The 25,433-nt window shown below is 45.1% G+C and carries 29 protein-coding genes; 8 read left to right on the top strand and 21 right to left on the bottom strand.

Annotation, left to right across the window (positions count from 1 at the left end; translation table 11 throughout):
* Window positions 1-102 precede the first annotated feature (102 nt).
* From OCV20_RS24190 to OCV20_RS24170, 5 genes are all read left to right on the top strand, one after another.
* Complete coding sequence (locus tag OCV20_RS24190) at window positions 103-1,032, top strand: LysR family transcriptional regulator (RefSeq protein WP_048610092.1); 930 nt, start codon at window positions 103-105, stop codon at window positions 1,030-1,032.
* A gap of 113 nt (window positions 1,033-1,145) precedes the next feature.
* Window positions 1,146-1,538 (top strand): GFA family protein, encoded by a 393-nt coding sequence (locus tag OCV20_RS24185; RefSeq protein WP_017057647.1) that lies wholly within the window; start codon window positions 1,146-1,148, stop codon window positions 1,536-1,538.
* A 29-nt stretch (window positions 1,539-1,567) separates the two neighbouring features.
* Entirely contained in the window at window positions 1,568-2,032 is a 465-nt protein-coding gene (locus tag OCV20_RS24180) for an OsmC family protein (protein WP_086773988.1), read from the top strand.
* A 122-nt stretch (window positions 2,033-2,154) separates the two neighbouring features.
* The gene (locus tag OCV20_RS24175; protein ID WP_086773987.1) at window positions 2,155-3,387 is read left to right on the top strand and encodes a MalY/PatB family protein; all 1,233 of its coding nucleotides are present in this window, start codon (window positions 2,155-2,157) and stop codon (window positions 3,385-3,387) included.
* Between the two features lie 175 nt (window positions 3,388-3,562).
* The gene (locus OCV20_RS24170) at window positions 3,563-3,907 is read left to right on the top strand and encodes a ribosome recycling factor family protein (RefSeq protein ID WP_086773986.1); all 345 of its coding nucleotides are present in this window, start codon (window positions 3,563-3,565) and stop codon (window positions 3,905-3,907) included.
* A gap of 144 nt (window positions 3,908-4,051) precedes the next feature.
* On the opposite strand, the gene OCV20_RS24165 is transcribed toward OCV20_RS24170, so the two are convergent.
* The 16 genes from OCV20_RS24165 to OCV20_RS24090 all read right to left on the bottom strand — a co-directional run bounded on the left by OCV20_RS24165 (window position 4,052) and on the right by OCV20_RS24090 (window position 16,663).
* Window positions 4,052-4,291 (bottom strand): RNA recognition motif domain-containing protein, encoded by a 240-nt coding sequence (locus OCV20_RS24165; protein WP_017061273.1) that lies wholly within the window; start codon window positions 4,289-4,291, stop codon window positions 4,052-4,054.
* 131 nt (window positions 4,292-4,422) lie between these two features.
* Complete coding sequence (locus OCV20_RS24160) at window positions 4,423-5,097, bottom strand: SDR family NAD(P)-dependent oxidoreductase (RefSeq protein ID WP_086773985.1); 675 nt, start codon at window positions 5,095-5,097, stop codon at window positions 4,423-4,425.
* Window positions 5,098-5,339: 242 nt separating this feature from the next.
* Window positions 5,340-5,606, bottom strand: coding sequence for a hypothetical protein (locus tag OCV20_RS24155; RefSeq protein WP_048610083.1), 267 nt, complete (start codon window positions 5,604-5,606; stop codon window positions 5,340-5,342).
* Window positions 5,607-5,852: 246 nt separating this feature from the next.
* Window positions 5,853-6,395, bottom strand: a complete 543-nt coding sequence (locus OCV20_RS24150; RefSeq protein ID WP_086773984.1) for a DUF3833 domain-containing protein — start codon at window positions 6,393-6,395, stop codon at window positions 5,853-5,855.
* Entirely contained in the window at window positions 6,392-6,967 is a 576-nt protein-coding gene (locus tag OCV20_RS24145; RefSeq protein WP_086773983.1) for a chalcone isomerase family protein, read from the bottom strand. The genes OCV20_RS24150 and OCV20_RS24145 overlap by 4 nt, the downstream gene beginning before the upstream one ends.
* A 3-nt stretch (window positions 6,968-6,970) precedes the next feature.
* Window positions 6,971-7,492 carry a DUF2878 domain-containing protein gene (locus OCV20_RS24140; protein ID WP_086773982.1) on the bottom strand — a complete coding sequence of 174 codons (522 nt, stop codon included), beginning with the start codon at window positions 7,490-7,492 and terminating at the stop codon, window positions 6,971-6,973.
* Window positions 7,470-8,750: an SAM-dependent methyltransferase gene (locus tag OCV20_RS24135; protein WP_050712261.1), complete on the bottom strand. Its 1,281-nt coding sequence runs from the start codon at window positions 8,748-8,750 to the stop codon at window positions 7,470-7,472. The genes OCV20_RS24140 and OCV20_RS24135 overlap by 23 nt, the downstream gene beginning before the upstream one ends.
* Before the next feature lie 105 nt (window positions 8,751-8,855).
* Window positions 8,856-9,662, bottom strand: coding sequence for a DUF1365 domain-containing protein (locus tag OCV20_RS24130; RefSeq protein ID WP_086773981.1), 807 nt, complete (start codon window positions 9,660-9,662; stop codon window positions 8,856-8,858).
* On the bottom strand, window positions 9,659-10,930 hold the full coding sequence (locus OCV20_RS24125) for an NAD(P)/FAD-dependent oxidoreductase (protein WP_086773980.1): 1,272 nt from the start codon (window positions 10,928-10,930) through the stop codon (window positions 9,659-9,661). The genes OCV20_RS24130 and OCV20_RS24125 overlap by 4 nt, the downstream gene beginning before the upstream one ends.
* A 2-nt stretch (window positions 10,931-10,932) precedes the next feature.
* Entirely contained in the window at window positions 10,933-11,664 is a 732-nt protein-coding gene (locus OCV20_RS24120) for an SDR family NAD(P)-dependent oxidoreductase (protein ID WP_048610071.1), read from the bottom strand.
* A complete protein-coding gene (locus OCV20_RS24115; protein ID WP_017061283.1) occupies window positions 11,664-12,095 on the bottom strand; it encodes a nuclear transport factor 2 family protein in 432 nt (143 codons plus the stop codon). The genes OCV20_RS24120 and OCV20_RS24115 overlap by 1 nt, the downstream gene beginning before the upstream one ends.
* A gap of 14 nt (window positions 12,096-12,109) precedes the next feature.
* Window positions 12,110-13,525, bottom strand: coding sequence for a deoxyribodipyrimidine photo-lyase (phrB, locus tag OCV20_RS24110; protein WP_086773979.1), 1,416 nt, complete (start codon window positions 13,523-13,525; stop codon window positions 12,110-12,112).
* Complete coding sequence (locus OCV20_RS24105) at window positions 13,522-14,469, bottom strand: YbgA family protein (RefSeq protein ID WP_050620197.1); 948 nt, start codon at window positions 14,467-14,469, stop codon at window positions 13,522-13,524. Before OCV20_RS24105 ends, phrB begins: the two co-directional genes overlap by 4 nt.
* A 143-nt stretch (window positions 14,470-14,612) precedes the next feature.
* Window positions 14,613-15,293 carry a ChrR family anti-sigma-E factor gene (locus OCV20_RS24100; protein ID WP_086773978.1) on the bottom strand — a complete coding sequence of 227 codons (681 nt, stop codon included), beginning with the start codon at window positions 15,291-15,293 and terminating at the stop codon, window positions 14,613-14,615.
* Complete coding sequence (locus OCV20_RS24095; protein ID WP_086773977.1) at window positions 15,286-15,933, bottom strand: sigma-70 family RNA polymerase sigma factor; 648 nt, start codon at window positions 15,931-15,933, stop codon at window positions 15,286-15,288. The genes OCV20_RS24100 and OCV20_RS24095 overlap by 8 nt, the downstream gene beginning before the upstream one ends.
* Window positions 15,934-16,042: 109 nt before the next feature.
* Window positions 16,043-16,663 (bottom strand): LON peptidase substrate-binding domain-containing protein, encoded by a 621-nt coding sequence (locus tag OCV20_RS24090; protein ID WP_086773976.1) that lies wholly within the window; start codon window positions 16,661-16,663, stop codon window positions 16,043-16,045.
* A gap of 252 nt (window positions 16,664-16,915) precedes the next feature.
* Here OCV20_RS24090 and OCV20_RS24085 point away from each other — a divergent pair, with 252 nt between their 5' ends.
* The gene (locus tag OCV20_RS24085; RefSeq protein WP_017070218.1) at window positions 16,916-17,302 is read left to right on the top strand and encodes a tautomerase family protein; all 387 of its coding nucleotides are present in this window, start codon (window positions 16,916-16,918) and stop codon (window positions 17,300-17,302) included.
* Between the two features lie 107 nt (window positions 17,303-17,409).
* Here the strand turns inward: OCV20_RS24085 and OCV20_RS24080 are convergent, their stop codons facing one another.
* On the bottom strand, window positions 17,410-18,207 hold the full coding sequence (locus OCV20_RS24080; protein ID WP_086773975.1) for a DUF4344 domain-containing metallopeptidase: 798 nt from the start codon (window positions 18,205-18,207) through the stop codon (window positions 17,410-17,412).
* A gap of 326 nt (window positions 18,208-18,533) precedes the next feature.
* Between OCV20_RS24080 and OCV20_RS24075 the strand changes: the two genes are divergently transcribed.
* Window positions 18,534-18,890, top strand: a complete 357-nt coding sequence (locus OCV20_RS24075) for a YibL family ribosome-associated protein (protein WP_017060971.1) — start codon at window positions 18,534-18,536, stop codon at window positions 18,888-18,890.
* A gap of 316 nt (window positions 18,891-19,206) precedes the next feature.
* Window positions 19,207-20,433, top strand: coding sequence for a sodium/glutamate symporter (gene gltS, locus OCV20_RS24070; protein WP_048610056.1), 1,227 nt, complete (start codon window positions 19,207-19,209; stop codon window positions 20,431-20,433).
* Between the two features lie 201 nt (window positions 20,434-20,634).
* Here gltS and norW read toward each other — a convergent pair whose 3' ends face one another.
* The 4 genes from norW to OCV20_RS24050 all read right to left on the bottom strand — a co-directional run bounded on the left by norW (window position 20,635) and on the right by OCV20_RS24050 (window position 25,397).
* Complete coding sequence (norW, locus tag OCV20_RS24065; RefSeq protein ID WP_086773974.1) at window positions 20,635-21,804, bottom strand: NADH:flavorubredoxin reductase NorW; 1,170 nt, start codon at window positions 21,802-21,804, stop codon at window positions 20,635-20,637.
* A 1-nt stretch (window position 21,805) separates the two neighbouring features.
* On the bottom strand, window positions 21,806-23,305 hold the full coding sequence (norV, locus tag OCV20_RS24060) for an anaerobic nitric oxide reductase flavorubredoxin (protein ID WP_086773973.1): 1,500 nt from the start codon (window positions 23,303-23,305) through the stop codon (window positions 21,806-21,808).
* A 277-nt stretch (window positions 23,306-23,582) separates the two neighbouring features.
* On the bottom strand, window positions 23,583-24,239 hold the full coding sequence (locus OCV20_RS24055; RefSeq protein ID WP_048614093.1) for an NAD(P)H-dependent oxidoreductase: 657 nt from the start codon (window positions 24,237-24,239) through the stop codon (window positions 23,583-23,585).
* A 291-nt stretch (window positions 24,240-24,530) separates the two neighbouring features.
* Window positions 24,531-25,397, bottom strand: coding sequence for a glycerol kinase (locus tag OCV20_RS24050; protein WP_086773972.1), 867 nt, complete (start codon window positions 25,395-25,397; stop codon window positions 24,531-24,533).
* Window positions 25,398-25,433: the final 36 nt, after the last annotated feature.

Genomic DNA, 25,433 nt, shown 5'->3' with positions numbered 1-25,433 from the left:
AAATATAAATTCATTATTCGGTTAATCTGAATAGTGTCGCTGAGTATTCAGGTCGAGCATTAAGATCGAGAAGTAAGACGAAGAGGTGGAAGCGAGAATCGTATGGATAAGTTTTCAGATATGGCGATGTTCGTCAGTATTGTTAAGCATCACGGGTTAGCGGCGGCGGGGCGTGAACTGGGTTTATCGCCTGCGACCATGACAGCAAGGCTTCAGGCACTTGAAGAGCGCTATGGTGTGAAGTTGTTGAATCGAAGTACGCGCCATGTGTCTTTGACCGACTCTGGAGAGCTGTATCACAAGGCGTGTTTGGAGATATTAGATAATGTCAGTGAGGCCGAAAACTTGATCCAAAATGGCGTCAAAGAGGTCAAAGGTCCACTCAAAATCGCCGCACCGAAAGACATCGGAAAGCAGTACATTCTTCCTATTCTCTCTGAGTTCTGTCAGCAATATCCCGACGTGATCCCTTACCTCTACTTGAACGATAACCTCTCGAACATTGCTGAATCTGGCATGGATATCGTGGTCCGTTATGGTGAGTTGGTCGACAGCAGTTTGATATCCAGACGCTTGTCACCAAGCCGACGTGTGTTGTGTGCCTCGCCTGAATATCTTGCCAAGCATGGAACACCGTTAACACCACAAGATTTGGTTGAGCACGATTGTTTAGCCATGCTACGCAGCAATGAAGAGCTCAAGACATGGCACTTCCAAGATCATGATATGAAGAAGTCGATTACCGTTGTTCCAAAGCGATTTTCAGACGATGGCGAAGTGATTCGCTACTGGGCATTAAAAGGCGAGGGCATTGCCCTTAAATCGGTGCTGGATGTGCAAGACGACATCAATAACCAGCGCCTTGTGACGCTGCTTAATGGCTACATGAAGAACTTTAATACCGCGATGTCAGTGTCGAGTGCCGATTTGAATGTGGTGTACATCAGCAAGAAGTATCAGCCTAAGCGTATCCGGTTGTTTCTTGATTTTCTGTTTGAACGCTTTGGCGATTTGGTTGAAAAGTCTAGTTAGATTGGCTAATTGGCCGCGTATGACAGAACTCTCGAACTCAACATCCGGCTACGGACAGAGAACATTGAACTGGTTATGATATGAGCAACATAAGGACGTGATTGGAGAGAAAAATGAAAGTCGTCGGAGATACGGTCATCCAACCTTTTCACAAGGCAACCTGCCATTGCGGTGCGGTTGAACTAGAGCTCAGCTTACCTAACGGGATAGAAAAACCACGCCGCTGTGATTGCTCTATCTGTCGTCGCAGGGGAGCGATTGTGGGCTCTGTTGCGCTGGATGGCATCAAGATCCTCAAAGGTGCAGAGCATCTCAAGCTTTATCAATTCAATACCAACACCGCAAAGCATTACTTCTGCTCAAACTGCGGCATCTATACCCATCATCAACGCCGTTCTAGCCCAAACGAATATGGTTTTAACATCGGCTGTTTGGAAGGGGTAAACCCTTTTGATATTGGTGATGTGGTGACCAACGATGGTGTTAACCATCCAGCTGATCGTTAATTTATTGAGCATTAAAAAGGGAAGGAATTATGTCTGAATATGGAGCGGTCATTCGCTGGCAAAAAGCGCAAGATGAAGCCTTTAGCGACAATCAATACAGTCGCGGCCATACGTGGGAGTTCGATGGTGGTGTCACTGTGCCTGCTTCGTCCTCTCCACACGTTGTTCCACTGCCGTTTTCGGTGGAAGCGAATGTCGACCCAGAAGAAGCGTTTATCGCGGCACTTTCTAGCTGCCATATGCTGACGTTTTTGGGCATAGCTGCAAAGCAGAAGTACGTGATCGACTCTTATGTTGATGATGCCGTCGGTGTGCTAGAAGACGAATCAGGCCGTTCGTCTGTCACTAAGGTGACTCTGCGCCCTAAGATTGTGTTTCTAGGTACCAAAAAGCCCACCGCCAAACAACTCGACAAACTGCATCATTTGGCGCACAAAAACTGCTTTATTGCGAACTCGGTAAAAACAGAGATTGTGGTCGAGATGAGAGATTAATTTAAAACAATCACAAGATTTCTTTAAAAGCTTCGTCCTTTTTCTCTCGCCATCGTCTTAAGGGTATTGATGCAATTTCGTTGATTGCAAAAAGACCGAACACACTATTTGAGGAATCCTCCATGACAGCGTTTAACAGTGCATCGAATTACGGTGAAAATGCGTTTATCAAAAGCAAATCAGAGATGCTTGAGAGCATTTACAACACCACCGATGTATTTCCTTACTGGGTTGCCGACATGGACTTTAAGGTGGCGGAACCGATCACTCAAGAGCTTAACCGCTTGGTTAAGCGTGGAGTATACTCGTATGAGTTCAATGAACAGGCAGTGTTTGAGGCGCTATCACAATGGTATTCAAAGCGTCATGGGTTGAACTTATCTTCTGACAAGTTCGTTCAGGTTCCGGGAGTCTTACCAGGCATAGCGTTGTTACTGCGTCAGTTTACCAATGAGGGTGATGGTGTACTTATTCATACGCCGGCTTACCATCAGTTTGCTAATTTGGTGAATAAGGCAGGCCGTCAGGTCGTGAATAGCCCGTTGATTAATGACGGACAGCGTTATCAGATTGATTTCGATGGTATGGAGCAACAGATCATCGAACAACAAGTGAAGACGATGATTTTCTGTAATCCGCATAACCCGACTGGGCGAGTGTGGACACCTCAAGAGATTGAACAAGTCATCGAGATCGCTAAACGTCACGATGTGCTGATCATCAGCGACGAAGTTCATTCCGACATTATTTTTGAAGGTCACGCTTTTACGAGCTTAACCAGCTTTGATTACCACAAGGTTATTGCCTTGATCGGTTCTCCGGCGAAAACTTTCGGCATGCATAGCATCTCAAACGGCTATGTGTACATCAACAGCAATGAGTTATTTGAAGCGTTCAAAACCAATGTGGTGGCGATGTATCTTGATCATGGTAATGCGTTCAGCACATTTGCAACCGTGGCGGCCTTTGAGAAAGGTGGAGAGTGGCTAGATGGCATGTTGGTGTATCTGCAAGGCACGGTGAAATGGATCACTGAGTTTGCGGAGCAACGTATTCCTCAGTTAAAAGTCTTCCAGCCACAGGGCACTTACCAAGTGTGGTTTGATTTCTCAGGCTTGGATTTTTCGGAAGAAGAGCTAAAAAATGTGGTGTTTGAACAAGCTAAAATGGGCTTGACCCCAGGTGGTTGGTTTGGTGCTGAAAGTCCTAACTTTATGCGAATGAACATCGCAACGTCACGTGACAATATCGAGCAATCATTTAGGGCTTTAGCAGACGCGATTGATGGCTTTGAGCGAGGAAGTCTGATTTCTTCAACTTGTTGCGATGGCGGCGCTTCAAAAAGCTGCTGCTGATATCGAGCGTTAGGCTCTAAAGAATGAAAACCGCGAGGCTGCTAAGTGCATCACTGGCGGTTTTTTTGTGTCTGTGTAATCCTACGTACGGTTTTAATTGAGTGACAGTTAGAAAGTTCTGAGAGATAGGTAGAGAGCTTTTGAATGGTAGGAATAGATTGATTAGCAGAGAGTTATGTTTAGCGTCCCATTGAATAGTTTTGTACATCGTGTGAGTGATAAAAGCCAAGTGATGGCGAATGCTGCGGAATGTGGATGTCAGTTGAAACGAGTTCGTCGTTCACGTAATTGGCTTTTGGTCGCTCAAGAGCGTCAACTCACTGAATTTAAAACGATGCTAACCCATGAAAAAGACGGTTGGATAGCAATTGCAATCGACAAAGTGCTGCCTAAACCAGTAGTGTGTTTGGCATCTCTGTTGGCCGCTACACCTTCAATGACTGTGGCTCAGCTGGTGATGGAATCTGGATGTTCAATGGCCGAAGCAAGACGTGCTATTGATGAACATGAAGGTCTGTAGGCGTATTCAAATCGTGTGAAAAGAGAATTGCGAGCAGCAAAAAGCCCGTAACGATATTGCGCTGGAAAACGTCATATCGTTACGGGCTTTATCATCTGTGCTGCTGTTAAGCTAAGCCATGCGGCTTATGAAGCATTGACTCGATTAAGAGTTCGCTACTTTTACACGAATCGTGTTTTTGCCAAGCTTTGACAAGTTCAGCTTGTTTAGTGCTGCTTTAGCTTCTTCTTGCTCTGGCATTTCAACAAAAGCAAAGCCTTTTGAGTCGCCAGTTTCTTGGTCTAAAACTAGGCTGCACTCTTTTACTGAGCCAAACTCAGAAAATAGCACACGGATGTCTTGCTCAGATGTAGAGCGCGATAGGTTACGAACTAGAAGTTTCATAATAAACCTTGAATATGAATTTACGCCGAGCATTGTCGCACACTTTCATGCTCACCCTCACAAATAATTACTCTAATCATTTCTTTGGTAACGCGTCGCTCTATTTACCGATTAAGCGAGCTGTTTACCTGCTAGCCGCGGTTTATCGTAATATCTGATACGAATCCATGCTCTGTGCTGGTCAATGCCTGTTGCAGCATCTGAGAGGCTTCTTGTGCGGTCATAAAGCTTGAGGTATCCATGTCTTTACCGCTTGTATTCCAAAACTCGGTCGCCATTCCTCCAGGATAAACCGCGACGATTTTCATCGGGTGACCTTTTAGCTCCAACCTTACCGATTCGATAAAGCCTTTCACGGCCCATTTTGCCGCGCAGTAGGTGGACTCTTCCGCTTTAGCACCTTGTGCCGCCGTCGACATCACCACAGCAATGGTGACTGATTGATCTTTGTAGCGCTGCACAAGCTCGCGAATCAAAAAGATCGAAGACTCGATATTGTTCTTCAGCATGTCGCTGATGATGGTTGGATCTTGCTGTTCTATCTTACCGAAGTAGCCACTGCCAGCACTGTGGATCACCAGCTTCGGCATTTCAGGTAACGCATCCAATAACTCGCTCACTGAGTGCGGGTCACAGAGATCACACGCTTGGCTAATGGTATTCGCAGGTAGGCCTTGCGCCACTTCTGCTAAACGTTGTGCATTGCGACCTGTGATGGCTACGCGCTGGGCGTCTGTTGCGGCGTTAGCATATTGTTTCGCGAGAGCTGCGCCTAAACCGCTGCTTGATCCGGTAATTAAAATCATACTGTCTTAAATTTGTAGAGTTGATTCGAGATAGTAAGGGGCTGGGCTAAGATTTTCTGAGATCTATGGCTAAAGTTGATCGATAGCCTGGTTGATAGGTTGAGCTGTGGGGGGAATAAGAGTGTGTGGAAAGTCGTTAAGAATCGACGGGGTTGGTCAGAAGTAACACCGCTAAAAAGCAATAGAACTAACAAGTAAAAGCGCCGGCATAAGAGCCAGCGCTTTTGAGTAATCATAAGTGATTATTTTTCGTCGTCGAACTGTTTGATCGTGAACGCGTCTTCGATTCGGTTAAGCTCTTCTTGTTCTTTCACTCGCTTCTCTTCTTGCAGAGTGGCTCTCGTTTCGTTGAAACGTTTTTTCTCTGACTTAGTCAGGAATTTTACAGCTTTTTTGTTGGTCAGTGCGTAAGCAACTACGTCTTCACCTTTTTCTCTGCGGTCGTTTACGCGTTGTGAGAAACGTTCATTGTCGCGAGCTTTACGCTCCGCTGAGGTCAACTTGCTCATGCTTTAAAGCCTTTTCAATTATTCATGGTAGGGAATCTACGCTTAGCGAAACAAATGGGGACTGCTTAGTGTCAGTTTAGTCCATTTGTATGCTGGTGGCGCATCTTAGCACAGTGGCTTGAGCATGCAGGTATGCTATTCGAGGGATCAAACAAAACAACCCACAATTTTCGTTGTGGGCTGTTTCGCTACGTACTGTAGATGTAGTCATCGATTTAAAACTAAGAATCAGAAACCGCAGCTAAATCAAATCTTCTCGATGTATAAGATGACTTCTCCGACTTTAAAGCCAAACTTGGACATCTCAGTCTTGTTGAACAATCGCTTGTCGTCCATCAAGAACATCCAATCGTCGAGCACGACTTCATAGGTGCTGCCGTCTACTTCAATTTCTAGATCATATTTCCAATACAGCGCAGAACCTTGGGTCTCACCATAAGCGGTTCCAACGACATCGTTGGCGGTCCCAGAATAGGTGTTTTCGCCCGTTTTGATCAGATTCCAAACGCGAGTTGAGCGCTCGCCATCAGCAAAAGAGAACCACTCTTTTATTTCTCCATTGTCACCGTCCCAATTTGCGATAAGCTTGGCATCAAAGCGGCGCAGTAGGTTGCCAGAGCGGTCGAGCACCATGCCGTAGGCCATTAGCTCGCCATTAAAAAAGGTTTCAAGCTTGAGCTCTGGCGTAGTGTCGACATGGTCTTCTAAACTTGCAGAGCCACAGCCCACTAGCCAAGTGAGTGAAAAAAATACCAGAGCGAATTTTATTATTGTTGTTTTTGGATTCATTTGTTCAAACCTAAAAGTTGTTTACGAAGACCGGGTTCAGAGGTGTTTTCAGATAACCAAATCGCTAGAAACGCTTCACCAAATTGCTTGTCTTGGATAGTGCCGATCGGTTGTTCATCGAAATAAAAACGACTTACGTTATCTTCAGCGACACGAATCGTGAGTGTGCTTCCTTCTTCCACGTTCGGCCACATCGCGTACAAGGGTTTCAACCAACGTTGAATGTTGCTGTTAGAGTAGCCAAGCTTGTTCCACTGATCTTCGGTCGCGTCTACGAGGTCTTTGCTGTCGATTGAGCGGTAATACTCAAGCTTTAAGGCTCGTTCAGAGTTGGTTGGAGTCGCGTAGAATTCTGCCGAGTAGAGAGTCCAAAATAGGTAGCTCATTTCACCCTGACCACGTTTGTTTAGATCGTCGACAGCAGAGGCTTTAACGCTTCCAGCAAATAACAGCGAAGCAAAGATTAACGAGAGAGTAATAAAGCTTAGAAGTGTGTTTTTTGCTTGCTGATGAGGGCGAACAATACCTCGCTCAGGTTTGAACGTTTGTGTCGGGTTGCGTGAATAAGCCATAAGTCACCTCGTTATTGCCATTTTAGGTTGTATTAAGTTGGAGTAGGCGGCCACCAGTAAGGGCAACAAAATCCCCCAACTTATTGCAAGGGCAGCAACTACCGATGCATCTGGCCAAGTAGTAAGAAGAGCACCAGCTTTGATGCCTCCCCAATAACTACTAGTACCTGCTACGAACCCTATGACAAACAAGATCACTTTCGAGCATTTTAATAGCCAATTTAGGCTGTGGTTAAAACTGATTAAGAACATGATCCACAGGCAGACAAGCCACACTGGGAACCAAGATTGATTAGCAATTTCAGAGTCGACGGAAAACACGCCGAAGTGAAGTAAGAGGCTATCAAGCAATAGCCCCAATGGTAATAAAATGAGTATCTTCAGATCGCTACTGCGAGTCGGTGATAGAAGGAAGTGAACCACTACAATCAGTGGTGTGACGAACGGGGCTTGCGCGGTAAAAAAGGCACTGCAAACCCAGGTCGCTTGAAACAGTACGAGATTAATAATCCAAAACCGCTTCATCTTTTGCTCCAAAGTAACGAGGTTTTCTTGCGACTACATGATGAGTGCTGATCACGCGCTCTTTGAATGCGCCTTCACAGTAGCAGAAGTAGAAGATCCACAAGCGCTTAAACTCTTCTGAATAGCCGAGGGACTCTAACTCTTCCCAACTATTTTCAAAGGCGATGTTCCAATCATTCAGTGTTCGAGCGTAGTGTAGGCCAATGTCATCAATTTCTTGAACCACAAGGTCGGTGCTGGTCGCAAGGTGTTGGGTCATTACTGAAACTGAAGGTAAACAACCGCCGGGGAAGATGTACTTCTGAATAAAGTCGACACCTTTGCGGTATTTGTCGTAACGGCTGTCAGCGATAGTAATCGCTTGAATCAGCATCTTGCCTGAGGGCTTAAGTAACGAAGAGCACTTCTCAAAGAAAGTTTGTAGATATTCATGGCCGACCGCTTCTATCATCTCGATCGAAACCAACTTGTCGTACTCACCAGTGAGATTGCGATAATCCTCTTTAAGCAGGGTGATTTTATCGGTTAAACCAAGCGCTTTGACTCTCTGTTCAGCAAGCGCATGTTGGGCATCTGAAATCGTGGTAGTAGTGACATGGCAACCGTAGTGTTGTGCCATGAAGATGGCTAAGCCGCCCCAACCTGTGCCTATCTCGACCACGCTATCTTTCTCCGACAGTTCTAATCGCTCACAGATGGTTTTCATTTTGTTTTGTTGAGCCTTCGACAAGGTTTCTGCGTCTTCGCTGTAGATAGCGGAAGAGTACTGCATCGAGCTATCTAAGAAGCGCTCATACAGCTCGTTGCCAATATCGTAGTGCGCGAGAATATTTCGTTTAGAGCCTTGCTCCGTGTTGGCATTTTTACGACGCAGCAATAGGTTTTTGATGCGAGAAATCCACTGTGTCTTGTCATCAAGCTCATCCAATTGGGCTTGGTTGCGAGCCATGATTTGAATCACACGCGTGAGATTTGGACTGGTCCATTTACCATCGATGTACGCTTCAGATGCGCCAATACTACCGTTGATGACGACATCTCTAAAAAAGGTCGCATCATGAATCACGATTCGACCTTTCAAGTCTGCTTCTCGATCACCGAACACCGAATGCTGGTCGCGCTCAATGATCTCAAGCGTCGCGAATTGTAGGCTTTCTAAAACCTTGAAGATTAAAGCTCGATATTTACAGTTGCTTGAAACAGCAACGGCTTTAGCTTGTTGTTCAATATTGTTGTTTTGTTTGGCAAGCTGTTCCATGTAAACCTCGCTGATAACTCATTCTAATATTTTGTGCCAACTAAGTTGAGTTCTGCTCCTTGGTTGGAGCGAACCCAAGCTAGAATCGATTTCTGTTTTAAGCGCTTAAGATGTTGAGTCTGGATGCGCCACAAACGGTACTTTTTTCAGGAATAATTTGAGAGCCTGATAATAAATTCCCATCACGACTTTTATCGTCATCGCCGGAATCTTGAATACCGTTCGTCTAATGTTTGTCTTGGTTACTGACTGTTTCGTCAGAGCCAGTGTCGCATCGAAAAGCTTATCGTCTCGGCGGCTTTCGATGTGAACTAACGTGCGTTTCGCTGGTGGCTTAATTTTCCAAAAATAAGTCATGTTCAAATCCATGAACGGTGAAACGTGAAACTCTTTTTTTACCTTCAATTCTTGGTGCATGTCGATGAGATAGTAGTGTCTTTCTCGCCAAGGCGTGTTGCTCACCTCAGCCAACATGTACTTGCAATCCCCAGTTTCGTCGTAACAGAAGAAACAGTTGATTGGGCTGAAATAGATGCCTAAACAGCGGCACTGAGCCAGCATCGTCACACGGTTTGAATCAGACCAAAACCCACCAAGTTGTTGCACTTTGGAAGCTATACGTTGCTTAAGTGATTTTGGTTCATCCGTGGTGACATTTTCTTTTTTTTCAGCGAGATAATCCGATTCGACAAAGCGAATTGGGTTGTACCATCGAGTTCCGAACAGCGCACTGCGCGCTGTGGTTTGGGGCAGCTCATCAAGATCTAACCCCATCATATACAGCTGATAGCTAAACTCATGGGTGATGTCGCCAAAGCGGCGATGTCTGACGTTACCCCAATAGATACCGCTGAGCTCTTCACTCTTTTCGGATGCGATCCCCATCTCGGGTGTCAGGGTTTGACTGTTCATAGTGCTGAACTCGTGCTCAAATCTAAACCGAAGCGTTTGGTCACATCGAGTGCACTGTGGACACCGTCTTCGTGGAAGCCGTTGTACCAATAAGCACCAGCAAAGTGCGTCTGGTTTTTGCCACAGATTTGCTCACGCTTGTGCTGAGCTTCGACCGTGTTCGAATTAAGTACCGGGTGATGATAAACAAAGCTGCGAATGATTTTTTCTGGGTCGATGGCTTCGCTTTGATTCAAGGTGACACAGAAGGTGTCTTGGCTTTCGATGCCTTGCAGAATGTTCATGTTGTAAGTGACACAGGCAGGTCGTTTACTGTCGCCATCCAACATATAGTTCCAGCTTGCCCAAGCCAGCTTTCTGTCTGGTAACAAGCGAGTATCGGTGTGCAGAACGACTTCATTACGGCTGTATGGGATCTCGCCCAGTACCTGTTGCTCTTGTTCTGTCGCATCGCCAAGCAGACGTAAGGCTTGGTCTGAGTGGCAAGCAAAGATTACTTCGTCGAAGTCTTGTGTGCTGCCATCTTCAAATTCAATCGTGATGCCCGTTTCTTGGCGAGTCACTTGTTTAATCGATGTATTGAGTGCAACAGGCTTACTTAGGCGTGAAAGGATGATTTCAACATAAGAACGCGATCCTTTTGGAATCACATACCACTGAGGACGGTTCGCGATATCGAGCAATCCATGGTTGTAGAAAAACTGGATGAAGAACTTCAGCTCAAACTCTTCCATCTCTTCCAAGCTTGTCGACCAAATCGCCGCGCCCATCGGTAGGATATAGTGCTGGCTGAAAAAATCGGAAAATTGATTATCTCGTAGGAAGCTGCCAAGGGTAACGTCTGGTGTGAATTTATTGCTTTCAAACTGAGCCTTACACAGTTTGTTGAACTTGAGAATGTCAGACACTAAAGACCAGAACTGAGGTTTGAAGATGTTACTCCTCTGAGCGAATAACGAATTAATGCTGTGGCCGTTGTACTCAAACTTAGTGGTGGTGTTGTGGACGCTGAAGCTCATCTCGGTAGGTTGTCTTTCGACACCGAGTTGTTCTAGAAGCTGATTGAAATTTGGGTAGGTTCGATCGTTGAATACGATGAAACCTGTATCTATCGAAAACGCCGAGCCTTGATGTTCAATATCAACGGTTGCGGTGTGCCCCCCAACGTAATCATTTTTTTCGAATACCGTTACGTCGTGGTGCTTATCTAATATATGCGCGCAAGTGAGTCCAGATATACCTGAACCAATAATGGCGATTTTCTTCATTGTTATACCATCCTTGAAGCGAGTTTTTGCCAAACTGGAGTTGGAAGCATTCTTAGTAGCTTCATCAACATGATGAATCGTCTTGGGAAATCGATTTCACTCTTTCCTTGAGCGATACCATTAACGATTCGCTGAGTTGCGGCCTCACTACTAATAATCATAGGCATAGAGAACGTATTTCGCTCGGTTAATGGCGTTTCAACAAAGCCTGGGTGCACAATTGAGACATGAATGTTGTGCGTTGCCAGATCAACCGAAAGTGTTCTGCCTAAGTAGGTGAGGGCGGCCTTTGAAGCGCCATAAGCCTCGGCTCTTGGCAAAGGTAAAAAGCTAGCGCTGGAGCTGACTAAAACCAAACGGCCGCCGGGCTTGATGTTTTTTAACCAGGCTTTAAGGGCGTAGCCAATTGAAATTAGGTTTATGTTGATGACGCGCTCGAAAAGCTCGGCATCAAAATTCACTGGGTCGTCGATGTACTCACAATCACCAGCATTTAAAATCAGCAGATCGAGCGACTTGTCTTGGTCGAGTTCTGGGAAGTTGTGGTAATCAGTCAGGTCGAAACAGAGCGGCGTAATGGATGAATGCGCGACGTCTGTATCGTGAGAGTCAACTAAGGCTTGCAGCTTGTCTGGGTTGCGGCCACAAGCAATCACCTGATGCCCTTGCTGAGCGTAATCTTTAGTTAGGGATTGGCCTATACCTGAGGTCGCGCCTGTAATCATAATACGCATTATCGGCTCGCCCTCTTTTTGATGGATTTGATCGCGCAGCCCAGTACTGGAATGTGTTCGTACAACATAGAGCCGACGTCGAGATAGTCTCTGTGGTAGACCACTTGACCGTCGAGCATCTTGAGGTGGCTGTGTCCTTGTACTTCGATTGGCTTTTGCCCATTTAATTGCTTGTGAGCAAACTGCATCGTCCAGTAAACCGAAGCCTCGTCGTTCGCTTCGAAAGTGTGTTCGATATGAAAGTAACAGCTCGTTACCTGTGTGTAGAGGTTCTCGAAGTAGTGCGTAAGCGCCGAAATACCGCTGACATGATGCAGCGGATCTTGGAATTCAATATCAGGGTGATAAACCGTCTTAAGCACGTCGAAATTGTCGGTTCCGAGTTCTCGATACATGTTGAGAAAGTTATCAAGCCATAGAGAGTTATCCATAATATTCACTCTAATTATTTGAAGAAGGCTAAGGCTCTCAATCGTGCTTCTTTATGCTCAACGATGGGTTGCCAGTATTCGCTGTCTATTCCGTTTTTAGCGATAAATTCATGTGGGAAATGCACATACTTATCTGGGATATTTTGCAGCTCTGGTATGTACTTACGAATAAAAATTCCTTTTGGATCAAACTTTTCACTCTGGGTGATTGGATTGAAAATTCGGAAGTAAGGTTGAGCATCACAGCCAGTACTTGAAGCCCACTGCCAGCCACCATTGTTGGCACTAAAGTCACCATCGATAAGGTGTGACATAAAGAAACGTTCGCCCCAACGCCAGTCAATAAGCAGGTGCTTGGTTAGGAAGCTTGCCACCACCATTCTTAGCCTGTTGTGCATCCAGCCCGTTTCAACCAGTTGACGCATTGCTGCATCAACCAATGGATATCCTGTTTTTCCTTCGCACCAAGCTTTGAAGCTAGGATGATCGTGATACCAATCTAAACCATTGTATTTTTGCTGAAAGTTAGCACCTTTAACCAGTTTAGGATGGTGGAACATCAAATGCTTATAAAAATCTCGCCAAATCAATTCATTGAGCCAACAAAAGGCCGGTAATTGCGTATCAAATAACAGATCGGGTTTCTGCTGAATCAATTGAATCGCTAACCAACGTGGGCTCACGGCGCCAATCGCTAGATAAGGTGATAGCCCCGATGTCCCTTTAACTGAGGGAATGTCTCTCAGACGTGCGTAGTCGTTGACTTTATTGCCTAAGAAATTGGGGATCACATTGCCCAATACATCTTGGCTTAATGGCCAGCGACTCGAATCCACACGAGGAAAGTCGAAATCATAGTTAGCGGAGAGGGTTAAGGCTTGTAAGTTGTCAGGAAGCTGTGTTTGTGAACGTTCAGCTGACTCGACAGGAGCTGGACTGCAGATGATGCCTTTCACCTGAACTTCTTTTAGCCAAGCGTTCTTAAAGGGCGTAAAGACTTTGAACATCTCGCCTTGTTTGTTGAGAACGCTACCGAGTGGCAACATAACGTCACAATCGCTCATCTTGAGGTTTAAGCCGCTTGAAATTAGCTTTTTATCGCGAGCCTGTTCATCGACCTCAGGCTCAGAGTTTGCGTAGACGCACTTGGCATCAAGCTGCTGGCATAAGTCGATGAGCTGTTTGGATTGGTCGTCAAAGTCGGTCGCTTTCAGGTGAAGCAAAGTCATCCCGAATTCAGCGAGCTGGGATTTGAGTTGTTTTAGATGACGATAGATGAAATCAGCTTTGATTGGTGCAAGGTGGTGTTGCTGCCATTGCTGTGGGGTTGAAATAAAAACGGCGATAGATACGCCGTTTTCAATTGCTGCGACGAGCGCTGGGTTATCGTGAACCCTCAGGTCTCGTCGTATCCATAAAATGTCGCTCAATATCCGTATCTCAGCTTAAGTTCTTGTGGGTGAGGGTTTAGGTAAACCTGTGATTCCAAGTACTCGTTTGGGTATTCCATTAGGTAGTGATTGATCAGTGTCAGCGGCACTAACAGTGGAATCACGCCCTCTCTGAAAGAATCTATCTGGTTGGTGAGTTCTTGTTTGTGAGCGCTACTCAGTTGTTTTTTAAAGTAACCCTGCAAGTGATGCAGCGTATTGGCGTGACTGCCTCGATTAGCATGATGCGATAACGCCTTCATCAAACCTTCGATGTATTGAGCTGCCAATTCGTCGATGTCTAACTCATTACCCGCTAACAGTTTGCCTAAACTTTTGTATCCCTCAACGTGGTGACACATGACTAAGTACTTGTGGGCGCTGTGGAACTGGATAAGCTTGTGTTTAGTCACACCTTCATCCACAAGATCGAGCCATTTTTGGTAAGTGAACACTCGAGTCATGAAGTTTTCACGCAAAATGGGGTCGTTAAGGCGGCCGTTTTCTTCAACGGGAAGTAACGGGTTGCCGTCCATAATTTGTTGCGTGAACATGCCTACGCCAGTCGATTCAGAGCCTCGACCATGGTGGTGGTACACTTTCACGCGTTCCATGCCGCAGGTTGGACTTTTTTGACACACAATAAAGCCAGCAATGTGTTGGTTGTTCTTTGAGTAGTTTTGACCGAACTCGATCAGTTCGTTGGTCACATCACCTGAACCATCTGGGCGAGAAACGTGAATGATGTCATCTAACATTCTTGTTTGACGAATGGTTGGACGAGGAGTTGGAAGACCGACGCCCATTTCAGGACAAACTGGTTCTAACTCTACATAATCTGCAAGATCGTCTGTGCAGAAGCGAGAACGTTTGTGTCCTGTATCGAACCGAACTTTATGACCGGCGACACATGCACTGATGCCTATTTTTATTTTTTTATCCATTGGTCAATTCCTTACGATCATTGCTCATCGTTATTCTTATATTATGTGGTTTGTTGCTTATTCCACATTGCTTTAGTTCGGTTTTTACTTTTCTACCTAGCCAACTGTGCGAGTCTTGTGACGAGCCCAGTAAATACTTCAATCTAATAAATGTATTTACCTAGTGGGTTGAACAGTTGACTCACGCCTTTGGTGAAGTACAAGGCATCACTTGAAACGGTTAAACAGACACAACCTTCTTTTGTTGCAGGTTGATGAGTGTGATTGCCATCCAACCAGATGAAGTCACCTTTGTTGTAGACGCCCATTTCGTCTTCGAAACTGCCTTCTAGAAGAAGCGTGATCTCGAAGCCTTTGTGGGTGTGGCAAGGCACTTGTCCATCTTTGTCGATGTGCAACAAGCTGGTGTGGTGTGCTTCGTCAGCAAAATCGAGTCTTGCTCGTGAAATTTTGCCTAGGTTCATCCAGTCCTTTCTCGCGACTGAGTTGAGGGCGCGAGGAATTGTGAATGTTGTGTCGGCGACGGTTATTTTCTGAACCTCTGGAGTCACTTCAACTGACTGTGAAGCATCGGCTGTGATTTGCTCTATCGCATCAAAATCAAAGTCCATGTCGTCCATTAAGAAGCTGTCTAGATCTTCATTTGAGAATACTGGCTCTGCGTCAAATGCACTATTCGCCGCTTCAGCGGTAAGCTGCTTAACTTGTTGTTGGCAGTGTTTACACAGTTCTACATGGCTAGAAACAATCAAAGAAACTGAATCAGCCAACGTGCCATCGACGAAGTCTTTCAAGATTGCCGCGTTTGGGTGATGTTTAATCATGGTCTTGTTCCCCCATGTGAACTTTTAATTTGGCTAAAGCGAGTCTCAGACGTGATTTCACCGTTCCAAGTGGGACGCCAAGTTGCTGAGCGAGTTGCTCTTGAGAGAGCTCTTGAAAATAGACGCCTTTGACGATGGTTTTCTGAGCAAGAGGCAACTTCTCTATCTGAGTCATTACGTGTCGGCTCATCAAATGATCACCGAATGGCAATTCTTCATTTTGAGATTCGGCTACCATCGCATCTATCGGCCAGATATCGTCGGCTATCGTTTGTTCGGCTTTCGCTTTCACTTTACGCAAAATGTCGAACGCTGCATTACGCATTACCGTGTAGACCCAAGTGGTCGCAGCGCCTTTATCTACATTGTAGAGATGTGCTTTCTTCCAAACATTAGTCATCGTGTCTTGAACTAGCTCGTTGGCAGCAGCTTCGCCGCCTAACTTACTAATGCCAAAACGCTTAATCTTAGGAGCGAAGAACTTAAACAAACAGGTGAATGCCTGCTTGTCTCGGTCTGTACCAACCAACACCAACCAGCTCGAGAGCTCTGTCGGTACTTTGTTGTCTGTAGGTACTTTGTTATCGGGAATAATGACATGCTCCTTGCCGTTCCCTGAACTTCTGCTTTCCACTTGCATAGTAACTAACCATCATGCGAATTTGATAGGCACTACGTGAAAGGAGAAAGTCGGGATCACTTTAATTAGATTAATTTCCACTATACAAAATTATAGTGAAGAAAAATGCTTATTGCCCCGTAATGATTTGATTCAAAAAAGGAACTAGAGAAGGAAAACTAGCAGGCTCAGTAAATTCTGTTTTCTTTTCCAATGGGATAGGCATCATTTCGAGCAATCGTGCACAGATCCATTGTGGGCTCTCGAAATCTGGAGTGGGATAGAGTGTTCTTATCGAATCGTGGTCGCGAAACAACTGAACCAAAAAAGCGGTAAACACGTTAGGCACTTTATATTCATGGGCTGGCCAGTGTGGCAACGAGCTGAACTTACTTTTAATCAGGTCATCATCGTCTCGAAACGACCCATGCAATTGCACCAGCTTTTCGCCTTCGACATCAATCTCTAAGATTTGGTCATCCGACATATTGAAGTCGACGATGGTCACCTTTGTTCCCCAAGAACTGAGATGATCAGCGTTAGAGTTGTCTTGAGTGGCAATAATGAAACCACCGCCCTGCGCTGCGTGAGCGACCATCGCGAGATACTTTGGCTCAAAAATGCGCAGTCTTTGTCTGCCTCCTGGTAGAAGGAAGATGGGGAGAGGAAACACTGCGAGCTCTAGAGAAGACTCTACGGGTGTTTCTGGTTCGGCGTCTGTCCGCGTGGTCTTCCTAGGTGAATTCGGCACATAGTACTCCTTAGTTCAGATGTGATTTGAGAAGATATACGCGGGGAGGGTGGTGTTCGATCAATTCGCTTCGGCTTATGTTTGCAAAGGGATAGGTATTTTGTTGCACCTGTTCATAAATTCATTGTTTTTACCTTTTCTCATACGCGTCATTAGGTAATATATGAACAAATAGTAAGCGAATGGGTAGTTGCCAGACGATGCTTCTATCTGACGTTCTTCTATACCTAACATCGCATCAAAGGAATGGTCATGATTGTTATTTATGGTATCAAAGAGTGCTTAAATCCAATTAAGTTGCAGCTCTCCAATGTGTTGCAGCAGTGCTTGAACAGTGAAATGGGTTTACCCGATGACAAGCGAGCACATCGGTTTGTGCCATTGGAACGAGATGACTTCTTTTACCCGGAAGGAAGAACAGAAGCCTATACCGTCATTGAGATAAATATGATGGAAGGTCGAGCGGTAAACACCAAAAAGCGCTTAATTAAGAAGATATTTTCTGAAATAGAAAAGCAGTTAGCTATCTCTCCTATTGATATTGAAATCACCATTAAGGAACAGCCATCGCACTGCTGGGGATTTCGAGGCATGACCGGCGATGAAGCTCAAGATCTGAAGTATAAAGTGAAGGTCTAGGGTTTAAGCTCTTAACTCTTAACACGTAAGCACACTTATCGACTTACGGCTTTGGAATTTGATGCCAAAGCCGTTTTGTCTCGTTCTCGACACTAACCTTTCAGCATCTAAGTATCATCACTCTCTTTTAAATACTGATGCCAATTTTCATTGATCACGTCAAAGTGCTCAACGCAGAACTCTTTTCTGTCTTTCAAATAGTCGTTTTCCACTTCATCGAGCAAGTTCTTATAGGCATCAGGATCGCTGCCATACACTAAGCATAACGTGGAGAAGTAACGCTGCAGGTCGAAACTGTGCTCGTCGATGTATTCCCCTAGGTCGTAATACTCTGGGCGGTCTTCTGACTCGAAAGCGAACATGTCTGCAGCGCTGATAGCGGCGTCGGCCCCATGCTCTACGTAGTTAAGCAGTAGCACGGTTGCTAGGTTATCAACTGCATCTTCTTCTTTACCCAATATGGCAATGTTCTGATCTTCGATATACGCATGCCCAGTTTCGTGTAGTAGGGTGTGCAGCAAGGTATCAATAGCGCCAGTTTGCGCAGATTTTCCATACTCTTTTTCGTATTGGTTCTTCTCAAAGTAATTGAGTGACTCAGCGTAAAAGCTATAAGGGATCAGCACTTGATGGGTTTGCGGATCGTAGAGCGGTCCTTCTTCCCCGCCATATTGAATGGTTAATGGCTTCTCAAACATGAACAGTTGGTTTGATAGGTCAGCCACAGTGTCATTAACGCCACTGCTTTGAATCTCGCGTTTGAGCTGCTCTTCTTCGGCATTTTGAGGTGAAGAGTACTCAACGAGCAGGTTACTTCGGGTTGTTTGTTCACTAGATGCATAAGTTGTGGCAAACATTGCACTCAGGACTAGGCTGCAGGTCAATGTTCGTTTCAATAATGTCATCGGCTATCCTTGTGATTACGTTGCAAATCAGAGTCGTTGTTGGGGTAACAACTCCAAGCTGTGTACTCTGATTTAGTTATTGCGTTAGAGTATAAGTTTAGACGGAATTTTGATGCATCGAGAACTGCAATTTTTGAAGTAGACGCTATCCTATCAAGGAATAATCCGCTTAGAGTTTCGCCGCAAAGAATAGGCAAGCTGAATGAGCGGTGTCGATGTGATTCGTTTCTGTTGGTAATTAACAGATAAATTTCGGTTCAACAGAACCCTTGTGCTATACTCCGCGCCCCAATCCGAATTGGCTTGTTTAATCTTAGGAAATTATTATGAGTGTTAAAAACGAACTTCAACAAATTAACAACCGTCTAGACAAGTGTCGCCACAAGTTAGATGCTGCTAAAACTCGTAATGATCGTCCTGTTGTTCGTCAGTTCGAGGAAGAGATTAAGAAGCTAACTAAGAAAATTGCCCAGCTTAAACACAAAGAAAGCTACGATGTGAACCAAGAGCGTAAGTCTCTGGTTGATATGCCATTTAGCCGTGAAATCACTAAGGCTGAGCAAGCGGATATGGGTAAACTTAAAAAGTCTGTTAAAGGACTCGTAATTGTTCACCCAATGACGAAGATCGGTAAAGAACTTCGCATTGAGGTTATGACTGGTTACGCACCGAAAAAATTCTAATTACCAGCGATGGTGATGAAAGAGGAGCTAGAAATAGCTCCTTTTTGCTTTTTTAGGTATTAAGAAAGCAGAGTCAGCGGCATAGATACTCACGCCGTTTTCAACTTTTAGGAGGTGATTGTTGTCACAAATCCTTTTATCTCCTATAAAAGTTAACGTGCTACTAACATGGCACTAAGCGATCGCAGTAATGTGTTCGCTTTTCGAATCCACACTTTCTCTCCAGTTTGTATAAATATAGGTAGAGCAGCACAAATAATTACAGATAAAACTAGACTCATTAGGGAAGATGAGAACGTAAAAAAATAGAGGTTATATGAATCAATTAATTTCAATTGGACCATTAGAATCCTTCCTAATCGCGATTAGTGTTTTGTTTCTAGGTCATTTCGTCAATGCAAAGCTTCCGATTCTCAAAAAGTACAACATTCCAGAGCCCATTGTCGGCGGCTTGATTGTCGCTTTTGCTATTACAGCCCTGCACTTTAACGGCCTTGATCTTGAGTTTTCTTTGCCCCTGCAGAACACGTTTATGTTGATGTTCTTTGCAACGGTTGGCCTTGCGGCGAACTACACGCAGCTGATAAAAGGTGGTGCCAAGGTATTCCTATTCTTAGGGGTAGCGTCGGTTTACATCATTATCCAAAACGGTGTAGGCGTAACCTTAGCAACGGCACTAGGCCTTGAACCCTTGATGGGTTTGATTGCTGGCTCTATCACGCTTTCGGGTGGTCACGGTACAGGCGCGGCTTGGTCTCAAACCTTTGCAGACACGTTTGGTATTGCAAATACGCTAGAAATCGCAATGGCTTCAGCGACCTTTGGTTTGATCATCGGTGGTATTATCGGTAGCCCAGTGGCGCAAAAGTTGATTGACAAAAACCAGCTTGAATCTGAGTACGGTACTGGCACGCAAACGCACGAACGCTTCCCTGAACTTGTTACTTACAACGAGTATGAAGAAGACAAAGTGACGGCGAAGAAGGTGATTGAAGTGTTGTTCATCCTTCTTATCTGTATCACGGGTGCGAAGTACCTAGAGCAGTGGGTGGCGACTTTTGAAATTTCTTGGTTGATGATTCCTGACTTCGTTTACGCGTTGTTTATTGGTGTGTTCATCACTAACGTGTTTGAAGTCACTAAGCTGCATAAGACTGACAGCGAAACGGTCGATATTCTTGGTACGGTGTCATTGTCACTGTTCCTAGCAATGGCGCTAATGAGCCTTAAGCTTTGGAACATCTTTGACCTTGCGATTCCGTTCTTGGCTATCCTTGCGGTTCAGGCGGTGGTGTTAGGTATCTTCTCTTACTTTGTGACGTTCAAAGTAATGGGTTCTAATTACGACGCAGCGGTTATGGCAGGTGGTCACTGTGGTTTCGGCCTAGGTGCAACACCAACAGCGGTAATGAACATGGGTTCTTTGGTGAATCGATACGGTCCATCGCCACAAGCCTTCATGGTTGTGCCAATTGTTGGTGCCTTCTTTATCGATATCGTTAACCTGATTATCCTTCAAGGTTACATCTCGTTTATCGGTTAATGTTCGCCTTTGCTTAAACGCAATGAGCTTATCGCACTAAGATGAATACAAGAAAGCCAGTCCGTTGACTGGCTTTTTTATTGCTTGCTTATACTCGAGTTGCTCTAGTATAAGCATCAAATTTTCCCTAATTTGATGTGCATTTTTGTGTTGAATACAGCCGAACTATGTAATGAGTCGACTGCTTTTACACCTCTGTACTTATGATGGTGAACTGATTTGCAACTCCTTTAGTAAAGGAAATGCAGCCTTGATGTGCTCTCCTGTGACAATGAATCCAACCAACTGGTTATCTTCATTGAAGCCTTTGGTGACAATGCCTTTAGGATCGAATCGAGTTTCCCAGCTCTGAGCTGTGTGAATATCGCGCCCTGCCAGCTGAATCGGGTAACTCGGTGTTTTCACCTTGGTGATCATATGAGGCAAGCTGAGCTTTGCTTCACCCACTTTGACCTCTCGTGTATCCATAGTCAGCTGCTTCGCCAACACGTTTGCCGACAAGATTGCTGGCTGCAGATAAGCCATCACACGACCTTCAATTTCAGCGCAATCACCAATCGCATACACATTGTTGGCACTGGTTTTCAGGGTGTCATCGACCACAATGCCTCTGTTGACCTCTATTCCCGCTTGCGTGGCTAAAGCCGTATTTGGCCTTAATCCTGCTGCGGCAATCACGATATCTGCTCGTATTAATCGAGAGGCGGTAGTTTGTAGCCTGACTCCATCGTGGAGGTAAGTCGCTCGACAAATCGCAGAGTCGGTTTTGACGGTAACCCCTGCTTTTGCCAGCTCCCTTTCCAACTCAAGTGAAACGAAAGGCGGCACAAGGCTGTTCAATAGATAACTTGCGGGTTCGATAATCGTGACATCTTTGCCCGCAGTTTGAAGGTCGAATGCAAGCTCGACCCCAATCAAGCCTCCACCAATCACAGTGATGCGTTGTGCGTTATCAACCTGAGCCTTGTGTTTCTCGAACTCTTCCAAGCTATTTAGCGTAATGGTCGCGCTGCGTTTTAACCCTTCCGCTGGTGGTATGAAGGGCGTTGCGCCCGTCGCTAATACCAACTTCGAATAGTGGATGATTTGCCCGTCAACATGAACACACTGCTGCTTGGTATCGATTTCACTGACTAAAGCCTTGGTTTTGATGACCACGTTGTACTGCTCAGCCAATTGCTGAGCGTTATTAACGGCTAACGACTGTGGTGTTTGAGCCTGGCTGAATGCGTGTGAAAGATTCGGTTTACTGTACTCAACCCCTGCATCTGCCGTGATCATGGTAATCGCGACATCTTGGTCAATTTTACGTACCATCTTTATGGTTTGTAGGGCAGCGAAACCACCGCCCACAATCACAATGTTCGACATGTTACTTCTCCACAAACACTTCTTTACCTAAATGGCATTCAGGGCAAAGGAAATCATCTGGCACTTGTGCCCAAGGTGTTCCCGGTTCAACGCCTTGGTAGGGTTCACCCAGTTGTGGGTCATACACCCATTCACACACCGTGCAGCGCCAGCAAGTGCAGTCTGCGCTATGTACAGGCTTATCTTGCGCTTCTTCTGGCTTCTGTTCTGCCGTGTCTTTTTGCTCTGTTGGGGTGCTTGTCGGTGCTGATTCAATACGTTGAACGTTGCGCTCAACTTGTTTAGGCTCACTAACCTCGTTCGCATCAGTGCGCCAAACCTCGGCCAGTGTCATGCCGTAATCAATACATTGACGAAGTGCGTCTGTATCTGGTTTCCAGTGGATGTGCTGAGGTGCGCTAACCTCGAAGTTGGCTTCACGTAAGCGAGCATCGATGCGTTTTACTGCGCCGCCAGTCCAACCTGAAGATCCAAATGCAGCGGCTCTTTTTTCTGCAAATCGCAGGCCGTGTATTTCTTCAAGTAGCGCGGCGATTTGCGGCATCATCACGTTGTTCATGGTCGATGACCCAACAAGCACACCCTTTGAGCGGAAGACATTGGCAAGGATGTCATTCTTGTCGTGCTTAGAAATATTAAAGACCTTGATTGCCGTTTCTGGGCTGCCTTTACGGATACCCTTAGCGATCGCGTCAGCCATCATGCGAGTGTTGTTGGACATGGTGTCGTAGACAATCGTGATACGATCTTCTTTGTAGGCTTTCGACCACTCGTAATATTGCTCAACGATTTGAGTCGCATTGTCACGCCAAATACAGCCGTGAGAAGTAGCAATGACATCGATCGGCACGCCTAAGCTCAGTACTTCTTCAATCTTTGCTTTAACCAGCGGCGCAAACGGTGTCAGGATGTTCGAGAAGTAACGCAGACACTGTTCATGCAGTTCAACTTGGTCTAGCTGGTCATTGAATAGGTTTTCGTCGCAGTAGTGTTGGCCGAAAGCGTCGTTACTAAACAGGACTTCATCACCGGTTAAGTAAGTCGCCATTGAGTCTGGCCAGTGCAGCATTTTCATCTCAACGAAGATAAGTTGCTTGCCGTTACCCACATCGAGCGTATCGCCAGTTTTGACGGTTCTGAAATTCCAGTCTGGTTGGTGGTGATGGCCAACAATGGAGGTCACTCCAGCTTCAGTACAGTAGACGGGTGTGTTTGGAATTTTAGCCAGTAGTGCAGAGAGGGCGCCTGAGTGATCTTCTTCTGCATGCTGACAAATGATGTAGTCGATCTCGTTGATATCGATTTCCATCTCTAGGTTTGCAAGGAATTGTTCAGTAAAGCGATGATCGACAGTATCGACAAGCACTGTCTTCTCTTCACGGATCAGGTACGAGTTATAGCTGGTACCTTTGTTCATGTGGTATTCCTTACCGTGGAAGTGCTCGGTTTCCCAATCGTGGACGCCGACCCAATGAACATTTGATTTAACGTGAATAGTCATAATGATAATACCTTATTTAAATATCTAAGGCTCTCATTGCACTAGTCGTGCCATGTTTTTAAGTTATTGTTTTAGTTGTGTTTGTTTGCTTTTTGAACTCTTCTTTGTGTCTTTATGACTTATTTGTTTTTGTAATCATATTGAATTTAATGTGTCTTAATGACTTTGTGTTGGGTAGTGGCTTGGATAAATAACAGATACAAAAAAGGCCAGACGAGCGTCTGGCCAAATAAAGCAGTGCGATTTGTTTGTGTCAGCTATTACAGATCAGTGTCTGTTATAGCGTAGTAACGACTTCATCAAGAGCTAGGCGCGCTTTTGGTTTGCCGTAGTTGTAGTCTTCGCCGTCTTTGTGGTAGCCGATAGCCAGTGCTACATCAACAATGTGACCTTCTAGTTCGTCAGCAAACTCTTCGCTGATCATAGCTGCGTCTACACCTTCCATAGGCGTTGAAGCGATACCTAGACGAGCGAGTGTGTGCAGCGTGTTACCTAGTGCGATGTAAACTTGAGACTTAGTCCAGTTACCGTTGAAACCTGTTTCGTCTGTGTTCATTTCTGCGAATGCGTAAGCACCTAAGAACTGCTCGTACATTTCAGCTGGTAGGTGACCAGAGCTTACTTCTGTATCAGCACGCTTCGCGAATTTCTCTTTGGTGTATTTAGGATCGTGAGCAAACAGGATCGTGTGTGATGCTTCTTTCGCATGTGGTTGGTTAAACTGGAACATGTTTTCGAAAGTATTGTGGAAGCGTTGTTTTGCTGCGTCGCTCTCAATGATGATGAATTTCCAAGGCTGAGAGTTGATAGAAGAAGCTGACAAGCGAAGTGCTTCTTTGATTACTTCCATGTCTTCCGCAGAGATGCGTTTTTCTGCATCGTATTTTTTAGCTGTGTAACGAGTGTTTAGATCAGTAATGATTGGATGAGTCATGTTGAATCCTAATATCTATCAATAATAAATGTTGTAGGGTTTTATGTTCAGTCACGTCAACAATAAACGGATAACCAATTTAAACGAATCTCAATAGATTGAATGTCTAAATAGTTATCGAACATGCCCCAATAAATCGAGTATCTGCGGTAGCTCAAGTCGATGGGTGTAAGATAATAGAAGAATGACTCGGGAAAAATAGCGAACATATCAAATCACTATGGTTAATAATGTCCATAATGATTCGATAAATGTGATCTTAATGGAAGTGGAATCTCTAGATTCAATAGCTTAGTACGCCTTGATACCATATTGGCGCAATAATGGCGGAAGTACGCTGTCTAGGTTGGGGATATCTTCTGGCGTGATTTCGATTAAACCGAAACCATGCTCTTCATAGATTTTTCTCGTCGTTTCACGTTTATCTTCGGCGATTGGCGCAGAATCGGTTCCCCAGAACTGGATGTACACTTTGCCACTTGGTAGATAAAAATCGCTGATCACTTCTTTTGATATTGGCAGCGGACGCTCGTACGCATGAACCACTCCTGCCATATAAAGCCAGTTATCAATGATCAGCTCTCCCTTTGATCGAACATAATGCCCATCTAAGCTTCGGTGCTTCGCCTCAAATTTCTGACGAAAACTGGAGAATGACACATCGGTCGAGTGGCTTTCAGCATCATGCCCTAGGAATTCAATAACAGACTGCTTCAAACGTTTATTGCGAACCAGTGAGTCGTGCCATACCACGAATAAGTTTTGAGTCGCTTTGTCTTCTCTCTGTTCACCTCCGGCTTTTAAGCCTGTAGAGGTGACATGCCAACCGTCTTCTTCTTTTGTTATCCAACCAAGCTCGTTAAGCAGTAAGTTGATTTTCTTTGCGCTGAGTTGAAAGGCACTACCAAGCTGGGTGGCGGTAAGTGTTTTTCCTGAGAATGAGTCCAAATCGATAAGCAGTTTCTCTGGCCAGACAATAAAGACACCAAACTTCTTGTGTTCGACATATTCCCCACCAAAGCTTTCTCCCCGTTCTGTGAGAATCCAACGCTCTTGTGAACGCACTATATAGCCGGCTGTTTTTAGATCGCTAAATAAAGCTTTAGCTTCTATGCCTTTTTGTTTAGCGAGTGCGGATGTGGAAATTTTGTCTGACATAGTCTTTTCTCAAATAGCGGAGTGATCAGCTGATGG

It is taken from the genome of Vibrio coralliirubri (genome assembly GCF_024347375.1).
Classification (GTDB): Bacteria; Pseudomonadota; Gammaproteobacteria; order Enterobacterales; family Vibrionaceae; genus Vibrio; species Vibrio coralliirubri.
Note: the sequence above shows the minus strand (reverse complement) of the source record. Positions and strands in the feature narration are given on the sequence as shown.